Annotated in this window: 14 protein-coding genes and 1 rRNA gene; 6 read left to right on the forward strand and 9 right to left on the reverse strand. The window is 36.1% G+C overall.

Annotated features, from left to right (window positions below):
- Positions 1-35 precede the first annotated feature (35 nt).
- From pth to bioD, 8 genes are all read right to left on the reverse strand, one after another.
- Positions 36-593: an aminoacyl-tRNA hydrolase gene (pth, locus tag ABYK18_RS01880; RefSeq protein WP_373034889.1), complete on the reverse strand. Its 558-nt coding sequence runs from the start codon at positions 591-593 to the stop codon at positions 36-38.
- A gap of 2 nt (positions 594-595) precedes the next feature.
- A complete protein-coding gene (locus ABYK18_RS01885; RefSeq protein ID WP_373034890.1) occupies positions 596-1,135 on the reverse strand; it encodes a 50S ribosomal protein L25/general stress protein Ctc in 540 nt (179 codons plus the stop codon).
- 53 nt (positions 1,136-1,188) lie between these two features.
- Positions 1,189-2,373 (reverse strand): type IV pilus twitching motility protein PilT, encoded by a 1,185-nt coding sequence (locus ABYK18_RS01890; protein WP_373034891.1) that lies wholly within the window; start codon positions 2,371-2,373, stop codon positions 1,189-1,191.
- Entirely contained in the window at positions 2,370-3,350 is a 981-nt protein-coding gene (locus ABYK18_RS01895) for a transaldolase (RefSeq protein WP_373034893.1), read from the reverse strand. The genes ABYK18_RS01890 and ABYK18_RS01895 overlap by 4 nt, the downstream gene beginning before the upstream one ends.
- Before the next feature lie 3 nt (positions 3,351-3,353).
- Positions 3,354-3,536 (reverse strand): hypothetical protein, encoded by a 183-nt coding sequence (locus ABYK18_RS01900; RefSeq protein ID WP_373034894.1) that lies wholly within the window; start codon positions 3,534-3,536, stop codon positions 3,354-3,356.
- Between the two features lie 218 nt (positions 3,537-3,754).
- A complete protein-coding gene (locus ABYK18_RS01905) occupies positions 3,755-4,693 on the reverse strand; it encodes an aminodeoxychorismate synthase component I (protein WP_373034895.1) in 939 nt (312 codons plus the stop codon).
- Entirely contained in the window at positions 4,683-5,573 is an 891-nt protein-coding gene (locus ABYK18_RS01910) for an aspartate carbamoyltransferase catalytic subunit (RefSeq protein WP_373034896.1), read from the reverse strand. Before ABYK18_RS01910 ends, ABYK18_RS01905 begins: the two co-directional genes overlap by 11 nt.
- A gap of 20 nt (positions 5,574-5,593) precedes the next feature.
- Complete coding sequence (bioD, locus tag ABYK18_RS01915) at positions 5,594-6,241, reverse strand: dethiobiotin synthase (RefSeq protein ID WP_373034897.1); 648 nt, start codon at positions 6,239-6,241, stop codon at positions 5,594-5,596.
- 49 nt (positions 6,242-6,290) lie between these two features.
- On the opposite strand from bioD, the gene ABYK18_RS01920 reads away from it, so the two are divergent.
- The 6 genes from ABYK18_RS01920 to ABYK18_RS01945 all read left to right on the forward strand — a co-directional run bounded on the left by ABYK18_RS01920 (position 6,291) and on the right by ABYK18_RS01945 (position 14,684).
- Positions 6,291-7,526 carry a PLP-dependent aspartate aminotransferase family protein gene (locus tag ABYK18_RS01920; RefSeq protein WP_373034898.1) on the forward strand — a complete coding sequence of 412 codons (1,236 nt, stop codon included), beginning with the start codon at positions 6,291-6,293 and terminating at the stop codon, positions 7,524-7,526.
- A gap of 6 nt (positions 7,527-7,532) precedes the next feature.
- The gene (locus ABYK18_RS01925; protein WP_373034899.1) at positions 7,533-7,832 is read left to right on the forward strand and encodes an ATP-dependent Clp protease adaptor ClpS; all 300 of its coding nucleotides are present in this window, start codon (positions 7,533-7,535) and stop codon (positions 7,830-7,832) included.
- A 1-nt stretch (position 7,833) separates the two neighbouring features.
- Positions 7,834-10,026, forward strand: coding sequence for an ATP-dependent Clp protease ATP-binding subunit ClpA (gene clpA / locus ABYK18_RS01930; protein ID WP_373034900.1), 2,193 nt, complete (start codon positions 7,834-7,836; stop codon positions 10,024-10,026).
- Complete coding sequence (gene aat / locus ABYK18_RS01935; RefSeq protein WP_373034902.1) at positions 10,007-10,696, forward strand: leucyl/phenylalanyl-tRNA--protein transferase; 690 nt, start codon at positions 10,007-10,009, stop codon at positions 10,694-10,696. The genes clpA and aat overlap by 20 nt, the downstream gene beginning before the upstream one ends.
- Before the next feature lie 111 nt (positions 10,697-10,807).
- Positions 10,808-12,016: a cation:proton antiporter gene (locus ABYK18_RS01940; protein ID WP_373034904.1), complete on the forward strand. Its 1,209-nt coding sequence runs from the start codon at positions 10,808-10,810 to the stop codon at positions 12,014-12,016.
- Positions 12,006-14,684: a calcium-translocating P-type ATPase, SERCA-type gene (locus ABYK18_RS01945; RefSeq protein ID WP_373034905.1), complete on the forward strand. Its 2,679-nt coding sequence runs from the start codon at positions 12,006-12,008 to the stop codon at positions 14,682-14,684. Before ABYK18_RS01940 ends, ABYK18_RS01945 begins: the two co-directional genes overlap by 11 nt.
- A gap of 43 nt (positions 14,685-14,727) precedes the next feature.
- Here ABYK18_RS01945 and rrf read toward each other — a convergent pair.
- Positions 14,728-14,843, reverse strand: a 5S ribosomal RNA gene (gene rrf / locus ABYK18_RS01950).
- Positions 14,844-14,852: the final 9 nt, after the last annotated feature.

Raw genomic sequence — 14,852 nt, forward strand, 5'->3', positions numbered from 1 at the left:
TCATCGGCGAGAAAACTATTTTATAATTGTAAATGTTATTTTAGCTGAAATTTTTTAATTGTGTATTTAGAGCTCACATCTTCTAATGAATTTTCAAGCAGATTCTCTACGGCTTCGCATGTATGCGTGATCCAACCGTCAAGATGCTCGGTCTCCGCTGAGGAAAAATCACTTAAAACATAAGAAGAAACTTCGCCTTTATGTTCAGGTTTTCCAATTCCGAGTCTAACTCTAGCATAATCACGCCCTATCATCTGATCCGCAGATTTAAGTCCGTTATGACCGCCGTGACCGCCGCCGTATTTAAAGCGAAGTGCCCCAAAAGGCAAATCCAAATCATCATGTATTACAACTACTTCATCTACCTTATAAAACTTTTTAACAGCTAAAATCGAGTTACCTGATAAGTTCATATATGTCATAGGTTTTAATAAAAAATGATTTGAAAATTTGAAAATTTCACCATTGAACGATGAAGAAGATAATTTTTGAGCATTGTTTCTACGAATAAGCTCATCTATAACCATAAAGCCGATGTTATGGCGATTTTTTGCATATGCCGGGCCAGGATTACCCAGTCCGACTATAAGCATGATTATTTAGCTTTAATAATACTTATTAGTGCTACACGATCAGCATCTAAAATTTTAACGTTTGGAATAGCTTCCACTAAATCACGAACTAGTTTAGAATCACCAGTATCCATTTCAGTAACATCGATTTCAATGCTGTTTGGAAGATTCTCGATAGCTGCTTTAACAGTTAAACGAGGTTTAGCCATATGAACTAGACCTTTGTTTTTAAGACCTTTCGCTTCGCCAACTGCTACAACAGGTACGTTATAAGTAGTTTCAACACCTGGTTGTGCTACCATTAAATCAACGTGTAAAAGGTTACCAGTTACCGCATGAGATTCATATGATTGAACTACAACATTCATCTCTTTACCATTCACTGAAACTGGAAATGCTAAAGTATCTTTGTTGCGAACAGTACGGATATATTCATTCATTTTGAATGCAGCATTGATATTCTCAAGCCCTTTTCCGTAAATGTTAGCAATTAGATATCCATCACGACGCAGTGCTTTAGTGCCCTTTTTGCCAATACTCTCTCTAATTATGCCTTCTAACATATTAAATCCTTAATAAAAAATGTTCGGGATTATACACAACAAAGAATTAAAATCTACTTTAAATCAAAAATATCATCACTTTTATCAATCTTAATCTCTTTATTTTCATTTGATGGGCTATTTGAGTTTTGCCCTGATGAAAGACCGCTCATTTTAAGCTCCAAGTCAGAAGCACTTGTTGCATAATCTTTTGCTTTTTCTTTTGTTATGATTCCTTCGTTATAAAGTTCTAAAATAGATTGATCAAAACTTTGAGAATGATAGTGTTCCTTACCTTTTTCTATAAAATCTCTAATCTCATAATCACGATTCTCCATAATGAGTTTTTCTATTGTCGGCGTACGAACCAATACTTCCAAGGCGGCTCGTCTTCCACCATCTATCGTAGGGATCAGTCTTTGAGAGATAATACCTTCTATAACCCCTGCAAGAGATGTTCTTACACGGTTTTGCTCATCTGTCGGAAAGGTCGCAATAATACGGTTAATAGTCTCTTTTGCATCTAAAGTATGCAGAGTTGAAAATACCAAGTGACCTGTATCTGCAGCGTGAAGAGCGAGATTTATAGTCTCTCTGTCCCTCATCTCCCCTACCAGGATGATATCCGGGTCTTCACGAAGAGCTGCTCGAAGTGCATTTCCAAAAGAGAGGGTATCTTGCCCGACAGAGCGTTGATTAATAATACAGCCCTTGTCTTTATGTACAAACTCAATCGGGTCTTCTATGGTGATAATATGCTTCTTTTTTGTTTTATTTATCTCATTTATCAGTGCAGCCAATGTAGTTGATTTACCGCTACCTGTTACTCCCGTTACTAAAACAAGCCCTCTCTCTTTTTGAGTAAAACTTCTCACAACATCAGGAAAATATAACTCTTCGATAGTTGGAATATTCACCGGAATAACACGAAACACTGCAGATATACCGTCCATTTGAAAGAAAATATTAACACGAAAACGATTTCTCTCATCAAATGGATAGACCAAGTCTAACTCTTTTTTTTCTATAAACTCTCCAAATCTTCCTTTAAGCAGCTCTTTTGCAAAGGTCAATGCATCATCTTTAGCTAAAATTTCACCTGCAAACTGAACAATATTTCCATTAATTCTTGCACGGATTACGGAATTTGCCTTAACATGGAGGTCACTTCCTCCGAGTTCTATCATCTTTTTAAGATAGGCTCTAATCTTGTTTAACTGGACAAAAGTTAACTTACTTACATCTACTGTATTACTCATAAGGTCTCCAATATATCGTTAAATGCATCTTTAAAAGCTTCTAGTCCATCAAAAATCTGATTATCTAAAACAGCTTCAAAATCAATACCTGCATTTTTTACTTTAATAAAATGCTCATCTATTACTTCTTGTGGAATTGGAAGGGCTTTTTGTTTAACTCCATTTGCATGAAAGGCCTTTATCGTATCTATGGGAGCAGTATTGACACTATTGTAAGCAAGCAGTTCATCAACATAATAATAAGCCGGCAATGAGTCGTCCTTTACACCTGTGCTTGCAAAAAGTGCTCTGCATCCGGGAACATTCATAACCTCTATAGTTGCGTAGATATCTGCTGTGTTGTATATGCCGCTAAGAGCGACTTCAACACCTCTTTCACCGAGTATTGAATCTAAAGCGCGGTCAACTCTGCTTACAAAAATACTGATTACCGTATCAACCTTTTTTCCATACCTCTCACATCCACGCGCAAATGCTTCAGCACAAGATATAGCCTGTTCTTTTTTAAAGATTAAAGTAGCATTTACAGGTATCCCCGATGCCGTTAGCTCTTGCATAGCCTTATATCCCGCTTCTGTTGCAGGGACTTTTATCATAACATTGTCACGTGCTATCTCTGCAAAAAGTCTTTTACCCTCTTTTATAGTCGCATCTGCATCATTACATAAAAAAGGGTCAACCTCAATACTGACATAACCATCATCACCAGCATCATAGAGAGGTTTTAAAATATCTGCTGCTTTTGTTATATCGTATTTTGCAACGGCTTCGTATTTTTCTTTTGGAGTCAGAGCAGACAAAGATGCAAGTTGTTCTTTGTATGCAGGAGAATTTAAAATGGCATTTTTAAAGATAGCCGGATTTGAAGTCGCTCCATTGATGATTCCATCATTGATTAAGTCTTTAAATTCATTATCTAAATAATCTCTTTCAATAAAATCGGCCCACAATGAAAACTTCAAATTATCTATATACATACTTTAATTCCTAAATATTTTTTTATCCATTATAACCCAAAAACTCTCAAATTTTTTTAAATTAATTAAAACAATCATATGAAGTGCTATCAATCCATACATTACTTCACTGTTGACATGTATGTTTTTATCAAGCGCATCAAAGTAAAGATATAATTCAAAGAGGTATTCGTCATATATATTCATATTGATTAAGCCTATAAGAAGAGCAGAGAATATAAAAAGTATTTTGTATGAGAAGTGATTATAATATTTATATATAAGATATGAAGCGCAAAACAAAACTATAAAATAAATCGTGTAAAAACTTAGCGCGAAAAGATATAACAGGATTATATGAAGAGTAAGCACAACTGTAAAAAATAAAACTTTTTGCATGAGTCTCATATTTGCAGAATCCTTTATTAGGGTAAATATACTTTATCTAATAGTTCATTATACTCTAAGAGAGCATCACTGTCCAAAGTTATTCCTCCGCCGCTTTTATAGATATATCCCTCTTTGTTTTTCTCAACATAACGTATCATCACACCGCTGTCAAAGCTTTTACCGTCATAGATGCCAAATACACCGCTAAAAAAACCTCTGTCATATCCTTCTATATTTTGGATGATTTCTAAAGTACTTTTTTTCGGCGTCCCGCTGATACTTCCTGCTGGAAGAATAGATTCTAATATATTTCCGATATTCTCATGCCAATCTTCTCCGACATCACCGCTGATATGTGAACTGACCTGTAAAAGTTCTTTCTCTCCGGAATCTATCTTTTGGACATATCTAAACTCCTGCACTTTTACATTTACAGCGACTATAGAAAGATCGTTTCTCAAAAGATCTACGACCATCGTATGTTCTGCCATCTCTTTTTCATCATGAAGTATTTTATTTTTGGCATCTTTTATAGATGCATCTATAGTCCCTTTCATCGGGTAAGTATGAATAGCAAAGTCTTTTATGCGAACAAACTTTTCGGGGGAGAAACAGACAAATTTATCTTTATACCTCAGCTTATAGTTGGCATTTGCATAGTCATAAATCTCTTTAAGTGTGAGGTCGGATTTAATTATTGTCGGAGCCGTCAAGTTTAAGAGATATGTATCGCCTGACTTTATATGTTCTATGATTTTATCAAACTTCTTTTTATAGTTATCAAACCCTATACTTTTTTTTTCAAAACTATGAGCATGTTTTTTAAATACATAATTTTCGTCTATACAAAACTCAACATCATGTTTGTCCAGCTCATCTAAAGGAATTACTTCAATGTTCTGGGCAAGAAAATCACTTATAAATAAAAATGGTTTTCTCTCTTTACCAAGCTCATTTAGATGCTTAAACGTCATGTATTAGTTTTTTTAGTACCGCCATTCTTATAGACACACCATTTGTAACCTGTTCTAAGACCTTGCATCTCTCATCTGCCAAGAGTGCATCACAAATATCTATGTTTCTATGAACAGGGCCTGGATGAAGCAGTATGATATCTCTGTCTCCGACTAACTCGGTAGTTATACAAAAATCGCTTGCATAATCTTTGAGTGAAGCATAGCTTTGTGACGAGTGTCTCTCTGTCTGAGTTCTGAGACTCATAATCACGTCAACCTCATCAATAACCTCTTTTAAAAAGTGAGTTGTTCTAAGTGTCGTTTTTGGTAAAAAGTGCGGTGGGGCAACTAAGATGACTTCCATACCGAATCTGCTTAGAAGTTCGATATTTGAATTAGCGACTCTGGAGTTTTTAATATCTCCGACTATAGCTATTTTTTTACCTTTAACATCACCAAAATGCTCTTTTAACGTAAAAAGGTCAAGCAGTGCCTGAGTCGGATGCGCATGAGCACCGTCTCCTGCATTAATTATTGCAGACTTGGTATGGTTTGAGAGGATTTTGGGAACACCTGCATTTTGATGACGGACAATAATTGCATGCGGATTCATAGCATCTAGGTTCATTGCGGTATCTACAAGAGTCTCACCCTTTTTCGTAGAACTCTTTGCAGCATCCAGGTGGACCATTTCAGCACCCAACCTTTTTGCCGCAATCTCAAATGAGCTTTTAGTTCTGGTAGAATTTTCAAAAAATAGTGTGATTACAATTTTATCTTGTAAGATTCTATCGAACTTGACATCACCATTCTTTTTTGCGCCAAACTTTCTTGCATCTGCAAAAATCTCTTCTATCTCTTCTACTGTAAAATCATCTGTACGGATTAAGTGTCGCATGCTCATCTTTTTAAATAAATTTACAGATTATACAAGACATCGCAAATGGTGTCAATATTTTTATCAACTTTGAGCACATCAAATTGTGTTTTTAAGAAGTATGGCTCAGAAACAGTTGAAAAACTCTCATCATTTTCGCGGCAATTAAAAGCTACGGCATGCTTGATTTTTTTATATTCGAGCACTTTTTCACTAAGAAGCGTATCATTTATGCACCCAAGTGAACAATGCGTCACTAGAAGTGCAGATGCCCCAAAGTGCTTTATCAGATCCACCATCATCATATCTTCATCAATAGGAACATAAAGCCCGCCTGCACCTTCTATGATCAGCACATCGCAAAGTTCTTCCAGCTTTGCTACAGTTTTATCAAGTTGCTGCAAATTCAACTTTGCATTGTTTGATGAGACAAACGGAGCGGCGGGCAGTTCATAAGTGATTGGCACTATATCTTTTACACAGAGATCTTTAAACTCTTTGTTTAATTCTTTTACACATTCTAAAAGCTCACTACCATCAGGAGCAAAATCATCAACAACACCGGTTTCTATAGGTTTTATTACACCTACTCTTATGCCTCTGGATGCAAACTCACGCAACAACAGTTTTGTCGTGTATGTCTTACCGATATCTGTGTTTGTCGCTGTAATAAAAATTCGTTTTGTCATATTTATCTCTACTTTGGTATAATCACTTATAATTTAAAGGCATATATTAATGAATAATTTTGAAGAGTATTGTACCAAATTTGTCCAGTCAGTTGGGAATAAAGAAGGATCAGTCAGTCCCGTTATTACAAATTCTGCATCTTTTTCTTACGGCACACCGGAAATTGCAGAAGCAATTTTTGAGGGGAGTGTTAAAAAGCCTCTCTACTCTCGTATGGGCAACCCGACAACAGCAAAACTGGAATCCACCATGGCCGAGATGGACGGCGGAGTTGCAGCCGTAGCAACGAGTTCAGGTATGGGAGCAATCACCATGACTTGTATGTCACTTCTTGCCTCCGGTGACGAGATTATCTCTATCGGCGGTCTTTTTGGCGGAACATATGCACTTTTTTCCGAGACTCTGACCCGCTTTGGAGTAAAGACTCATTTTTTCGATGTTGATGATTTTACGAAGATTCAAGATGCCATAAATGAAAGTACAAAGATCATCTTTTTAGAGAGTGTAGGAAATCCAAATATGAGACTTCCGGATATTAAACGCATAGCTCAAATTGCAAATGATGCCGGGGTTATTTTAATAGTTGACAATACCATCACTCCTCTTTGCATCTCTCCCCTAAAACTAGGTGCCGATATCAGCATCTATTCAACTACTAAAATCATCTCGGGCAACTCATCAGCTCTTGGTGGTTGTGCAGTATTTAGAGCCGTTAATGAGGAGGATGACAAACTAAAGTCTACAAGATATGACTTTTTAGCAAAGTTTATAAAAGGTGCAGGGAAAATGGCACTGTTTGCAAATGCGAAAAAAAGAGCACTAAGAGACTTCGGAATGAGTGCAAATGCAAATGCAAGTTATCAAACGATTCTTGGACTTGAGACACTTCCTCTTAGACTATCCAGAATAAGCAAGAGTGTAGAGACAGTAGCTTTAGCACTTGAGAAAAATGGCTTAAACATCAACCATCCGTGTTTAAAATCGCATCCGCATCATGAAAGATATTTAAATAATTTTAAAGATGGATGCGGAACACTCTTTAGCATAGATATGGGAAGTAAACAAAGAGCCTTTGACTTTTTAAATAACACAAAACTTGCTACACTAACGGCAAATATCGGAGACAGCAGAACACTTGCTCTTCATATGGCTTCTACAATCTATAGAGATTTTGATGAAGAAACCAGAAAATTTCTAGGCATAACCGATGGCTTAATACGCATATCGATAGGTCTTGAGAACCCGCAAGATATAATAGATGATTTTATGCAAGCAAGTAAGTAGGAAATAATGGCAATAAACACAGATTTAGAACTTTATAATGAAGTAAAACTAAAATATCCAAAAAAATATAAAGTTTTTTTATTAAACGATGATTATACTTCTATGGATTTTGTAATAGATATTTTAATGAGTATTTTTCATAAAAGCTATAACCAGGCAGAAACTATAATGCTTGAGATTCATAAAAAAGAACGCGGTCTATGCGGTGTTTACACTCATGAGATTGCAGAGACAAAAGTTATGCAGGTACACAAAAAAGCAAAAGACAACGGCTTTCCCTTAAGAGCCGTTATGGAGGAGGAATAAAATGATAAGCACAAATTTAAATGACATTTTTCAAAAATCTATTCTCTATGCAAAAGAGTTACGACATGAATATTTGACTATTGAGCATGTCTTTTATCTACTTTTAAACTCCCAAGAGGGTTCAAACATCATCAGTGCATGCGGCGGTGACGTAGAAAAGATGAAAGAGGCTCTGGGCAGATATATAATGACAAATATTGATACACTCCCCGATAATATAAAACAGGATCCTTATGAGAGTGTGGCTCTTTCAAGACTTATAGACAACATGATAAAACACATACAGAGTGCCCAGCAACCGAGTGCCGACGTAGGAGATTTATTGGCTGCACTCTACGATGAAGAAAACAGCTTTAGCTACATGCTTCTCAATGAGTACCAGATATCCAGACTTGATATACTCGAACTTATATCGCATCGTGATACAAGCTCTGCATCTGAGGAGAGTAAATCATTTTTAGAGAAATACTGCATAAATCTTTTGAAAAAAGCCAAAGAAGGGAAAATTGATCCCGTTATCGGACGAGAAAAAGAGATAAAAAGAGTTGTTCAGATTCTGTGTCGCCGCAAAAAGAACAATCCTATTTTAGTAGGAGAAGCAGGTGTCGGTAAAACAGCTATTGCAGAAGGTTTAGCCCTAAATATCTCAAGCGGCAGTGTCCCTGATATTATAAAAAAATCTGAACTTTTTGCTCTAGACTTAAGTGCACTATTAGCCGGAACAAAATACAGAGGAGACTTTGAAAAAAGACTAAAAGGCGTAATGGATGAATTAAAATCACATCCAAATGCCATACTTTTTATAGATGAAATTCATACTCTTATAGGAGCAGGAGCGACAAGCGGTACCATGGATGCAGCAAACCAGTTAAAACCTGCCCTTGCATCCGGTGAGCTAAGATGTATGGGTGCTACAACCTTTGCAGAATACAGAAACGGTTTTGAAAAAGACAAAGCACTCAGCAGAAGATTTTCTAAAGTAGACATAGATGAGCCGTCTGCAAAAACCAGCTATCAGATTTTAAAAGGGCTAAAAAGCAGATATGAAAAACATCATAATGTTAACTATACAAACGAAGCCTTAAAAAGTGCCGTTGAACTCTCTAAAAGATATATAACTGACAGATTCTTGCCTGATAAGGCTATTGATATAATTGATGAGACGGCCGCATCATTTCATCTGAAAAACTCTAAAAAAAGAAAAGTAACTGCTTATGATATAGAAAAAACAATCTCCGGCATTGTAGGCATATCTGGTTCTAAAGTCACTAAAGATGAAACCAGTTCATTGATGAACCTAGAGAGTGATTTAAAGCAAAAAGTCATCGGTCAAGATAATGCAGTTATGGAAGTGGCAAAAGCAATCAAGATTTCTAAAGCAGGACTTAGTCCGCAAAACAAACCGATAGCATCATTTCTTTTTTCGGGCCCGACAGGTGTGGGAAAAACAGAACTTGCAATATCTCTTAGTCAGACTTTAGGTGTTAATTTCGAGAGATTTGATATGAGTGAATATATGGAAAAACACGCTCTGTCTCGTTTAGTAGGTGCACCTCCTGGATATGTCGGTTACGAGCTAGGCGGACTCCTGACAGAAGCCATTAAAAAACATCCATACACCGTGCTTCTTCTTGATGAAATAGAAAAAGCTCATCCAGATCTTGTAAATATACTTCTTCAGATTATGGATAGCGCAACACTGACAGACAACAACGGGTACAAGGCTAACTTTCAAAATGTCATACTTATCATGACTTCAAACATCGGAGCTAGTGCAAGAAATGTTATGGGATTCAACAAAGATGAGAGCATCTCAAAGAATGAAGAGTTAAAATCATTTTTCACTCCTGAATTTAGAAACAGATTAGATGCAATTGTAGAGTTTGGACAGTTAGATATGCAAACGGTAAAAGGTATAGTACTCAAATTCATAAAAGAACTCAATGCTGATCTTAAAAAGAAAAAAATCACTGTTACTTTATCAGATAAAGCACAGGATTTCATTGCACAAAGCGGCTACTCTAAAGAGATGGGCGCAAGACCGCTTAAAAGGTTTATTCAAGACAATATTACAAATAAGCTAAGTGATGAGATACTCTTTGGAAAACTGAAAAACGGCGGTAAGGTAGAAGTCGGATTTAACAAAAAACTTATTCTAAGATTTAAACAATTAGATGATTCCACAGCTAAATAAATATGAACTAAAATTTCCAGATGCAAATGATGCAAATGCCGATGGGATTTTAGCGTGGGGAGGAGATCTAACTCCTTCTAGACTTATCTTGGCATATCAAAACGGCATCTTTCCATGGTATAGCAGTGGAGATCCTATTATATGGTGGTCTCCTGACCCAAGACTCATTATGGAACTTGATGATTTCAAAATAAGTAAATCTCTCAAAAAGAGTTTGAAAAAATTTGAGTACAAATTTGACACAAACTTCAAAGAAGTAATGCATAAATGTTCTACAACACCCAGAAATGATCAAACAGGTACTTGGATAAGTGAAGATATCATCGAAGCGTATACGACACTTCATGATATGGGTATAGCACATTCTATTGAAAGCTATAAAGAGGGTGAACTTGTCGGAGGACTATATGGTGTAGTTGTAGGAAGGGTATTCTGTGGCGAATCTATGTTTTCTAATGTAAGTGACGCTTCTAAATCCGCCTATGCAGTTTTGGTAAGACATCTAATTAAGTGGGGATATGATTTTATTGACTGCCAGGTACCGACAGACCATTTAAAAAGTCTTGGAGCAAAAGAAGTATCACGCCAATATTTTTTAAATAGACTACACAAAACACGTTTTCATACCATAAACCATAAATGGGATATAGAGGATTCTCTACTTCAATAAAATAGATTTGATTCATTTTTTTAATATTGTTGCAAAAAAAATCAAAACAAGAGTAAAATAACAATAGGTGTTATAGTAAAAATTTTGTTTTATTACAACAGGAGCTTGATTATGGATGGAATCAAAGTAGGGGAGTTATTACTATCACTATCTTTGATCTTTGCACTGACGGGTCTCTTTGGTTACCTTCTCTCAAGATTTAGAATACCCGGCATCCTCGCGGCACTCTTTGTCGGAATGATTCTTAGCCATACTCCTTTTTTTCAATATGTCCATTCTACCACACTATTTAAAGACACATTTGAATTCCTTGCCGATCTTGGAGTCCTGTTTTTACTTTTTTATATAGGACTGCAGATCGAGTTGGGCGAGATGAAGAAATCAAGTTCAAATATTATATGGCTTACCATTTTAAATACTACTATTCCTTTCTTGTTTGGTCTTATTGCAATGCTGTTGTATGGATATGGCTGGGCAATCTCCCTTATAATCGGGATGACACGCATGCCTACGGCTGAAGCGGTCATAGTACCGATACTAGATGAATTCAATATGATAAAAACAAAAGTAGGAACATATATTATAGGTGCCGGTGTACTTGATGACATCATAGAGGTAATATTAGTAGGTATAGTCTCGATATGGATAGGAGCTAAAATAGGGCAACAAGGGGGAATAAGCGGTCTGCTTGTCGGCATAATTTTATTTATGCTGATTTCTTGGGCTTTTTATAAGTGGCTGCCTCGCTTAACGAAAATATGGAGACCTGAAAGTCTCAGTTCCTTAATGGTCTTGTCTCTTGTTATATTATTTGGATTTGGAGGATTTGGCGAATATGTCGAGCTTGGAATGGTAGTAGGTGCCATCACGGCCGGTGTGATCATGCGTCCTATGTTTGAAAATGAAGAAAAAAAAGGGGAACTGCTATCAAGCACTGCACAGACACTCAGTTATGGATTTTTTGGTATAAGCTTTTTCTTCTGGGTAGGATTTAATGCAGATATAGAAAAGTTCTGGCAAGAACCTCTTTTAGCTATAATCCTCTATTTAGCGGGAACGCTTGGAAAACTCATAGGTGTATTAATCATGGTCCCTATGAAAAAAATGAGATTTAAAGAGGCGGTTATAGTAGGTATAGGTCTGGATGCCAGACTTACGACTGAAATTATTGTTGCCCAACTGCTCTATAGTTCCGCAATCATAAACCTGAAACTCTTTACTGCACTTGTAGCGGCATCCTCTTTTACGGCTATGACGGTTCCATTGATTTTTTCGCTTTTAATACGCTACTGGGGAGATGAAGTCAAATATGAAACATAACTCTTTATTGCAAACCAAAAATATCAATGAAATAATTCAAACTTTAAAAAGTGATTCAAAAAAAGGGTTGAGCGAGGATGAAGCCAAACAAAGGATAGATAAATACTCAAAAAACGAACTTATCCGTATAGATAAAACACCATGGTATAAGCTTCTGTTACGACAGTTCACGGATATTTTAATAATCATACTTTTTGTAGCAGCAATAATCTCACTGGCGATAGGTGAACTTGGAGATGCCATTACTATTATGCTTATAATCCTTTTAAACGGAATACTTGGATTTATACAGGAGTTCAAAGCGGAAAATGCTATAGAAGCATTAAAGGAAATGCTTTATCCCACATGTAAAGTATTAAGAGATTCTAAAGAGAAAACAATTGATGCAAAACTTCTTGTACCGGGAGATATAGTACTTTTAGAAATAGGAGACAAAGTTCCCGCAGATTTAAGACTTATACAAAGTTTCAACCTTAAGGCAGATGAATCATCATTGAGCGGAGAATCAGCGTCCGTAGTAAAAGACACTGATAATACAAATGAAGATAAAGATCTTTTAAAACAAAAAAATATACTTTGGATGGGCACTGCAATAGTAAACGGAAGAGGAGTAGGAGTAGTAGTACAAACAGGTATGAATACTCAATTTGGAAAAATTGCCTTTATGACGCAAAATGTGAAGACCCAAACTACTATTTTGCAAAAAAAACTTGCGGTTCTTGGAAAAAAACTCGGCATCTATTCAGTTGCCATCTCCATTCTCGTAGCAATAATAGGCTATTTATTTGGAAAAGATTTTACTGAGATGTTTTTAACAGGTGTAGCTCTGGCAGTAGCAGTTGTACCCGAAGGTCTGCCTGCAGTAGTTACGATCACACTTGCTCTTGGTATAAAAGCTATCGCAAAACAAAAAGCTCTTGTAAGACGTCTTCAAGCGGCAGAGACTCTGGGCGCTGCTACTACAATATGCACTGACAAGACAGGAACATTAACAAAAAATCAGATGACAGTAAAAAAGATTTGGCTTCCATCGGGGATACTCGATGTCACGGGCAACGGCTATAATCCAAAAGGGCACTTTGAATCAAATAACAAAAAAATAGATTATAAGGATCATACAGAGCTTCAAATGTTATTGAATAGTGCTTTAATATGTAATCATGCCAAAGTACAAAAAAATGATTCAGAGTGGGAAATAGTAGGTGATCCAACCGAGGCAGCATTGATTGTTGCAGCATATAAAGCATGGCTTTATCCTGATGAAAACAACTTAACTATCAATGAATTTTCTTTCAACTCTGAGCGCAAAATGATGAGTGTAATAACACATGATAAAAATATTTTAACAGCTTATGTAAAGGGAGCGCCGGAAATAATCCTTGAACGAAGTACAAAGATTTTCAAAGGTAATAATACATATACTCTAAGTGAAGATGAGAAGACAAATATAGTATCATCTTATAAAGAAATGGCAAAAAATGGTCTTAGAACACTAGCTATAGCCTATAGAGAACTTCCTTCAAATATAATTCTTTCAGAAGAAAAAGTTGAAAACGAACTTATATTATTAGGTATCGTAGGTATAATAGACCCTCCCCACAAAGAAGTTCCACGAGCTATACAAATGGCAAAGAGTGCCGGAATAAATGTGATCATGATTACAGGGGATAATGAAGGTACGGCTCTCTCAATAGCAAATTCTATCGGTCTTGATGTAGATAAAGCTATAACTTCTACAGAACTATCAAAAATGAATGATGATACACTAAGCAAAGCACTAGAAGAAAAAGTACTCTTTGCAAGAGCAAAACCCGAAGACAAACTGAGAATAGTCAACATATTAAAAGTTAAAGATGAGATAGTAGCCATGACGGGAGACGGAGTGAACGATGCACCTGCTCTAAAAGAAGCCGATATAGGTATTGCTATGGGTAAAAAAGGCACGGATGTAGCTAAAAGTTCATCTGATATAGTATTAAGTGATGATAATTTTGCTTCTATAATCAATGCACTAAAAGAAGGCAGACGTGGCTATGATAATATACAAAAGTTCGTATTCTACCTTTTAGCTTCAAACAGCGGTGAAGTGATAGCCATATTTGTAAATGTCCTCTTAGGAGGTCCTTTAATTTTAATTCCTGTTCAAATACTTTGGATGAACCTTGTTACAGATGGCATGACAGCCATTGCCTTAGGTTTAGAGCCTGCAGCAAATAATATTATGAAGCGTAAACCCAGAGACATACATGAACCGATATTAAACAAACATGGTATTATAATGATAATTTTATTAGGAAGCTATATAGGAGCAGCTACACTATGGCTTTTTCATTATTATTTATCTCAAAGTAACGAAAACAGCATTATTATTGCACAGACCGTAGCATTTAGCGCAATTGTCGTTCTTGAGAAAATGAATGTTTTAAATTTTCGCTCACTTAATGAGCCAATTAGTAAAATAGGTTTTTTCTCTAATAAATGGTTATTATTAGCAATCACTTTTACCATAACTCTACAAGTAGCGGCAGTTTATGTACCTTATTTACAAGAAGCACTTCATACAACTGAATTAGATCTAAAAGACTGGGGTATTATATTACTTAGTGCGTTACCTATATTTTTGATAACAGAATTTTATAAATTAATAAGATTTAAATGTTTAGATTGAAAAAATAATATAGATAATGATTGTTTGAAGAGTAAATTGATCAACTAGGCAGCGACCTACGTTTCCACACCTGAAAGATGCAGTATTATCAGCGATGAGAGGCTTAGCTTCTGGGTTCGGAATGGAGCCAGGCGTTTCCCTCTCTCTATAGCCACCTAGACAATCAAG

Source organism: Sulfurimonas sp. (assembly GCF_041563495.1).
GTDB lineage: Bacteria > Campylobacterota > Campylobacteria > Campylobacterales > Sulfurimonadaceae > Sulfurimonas.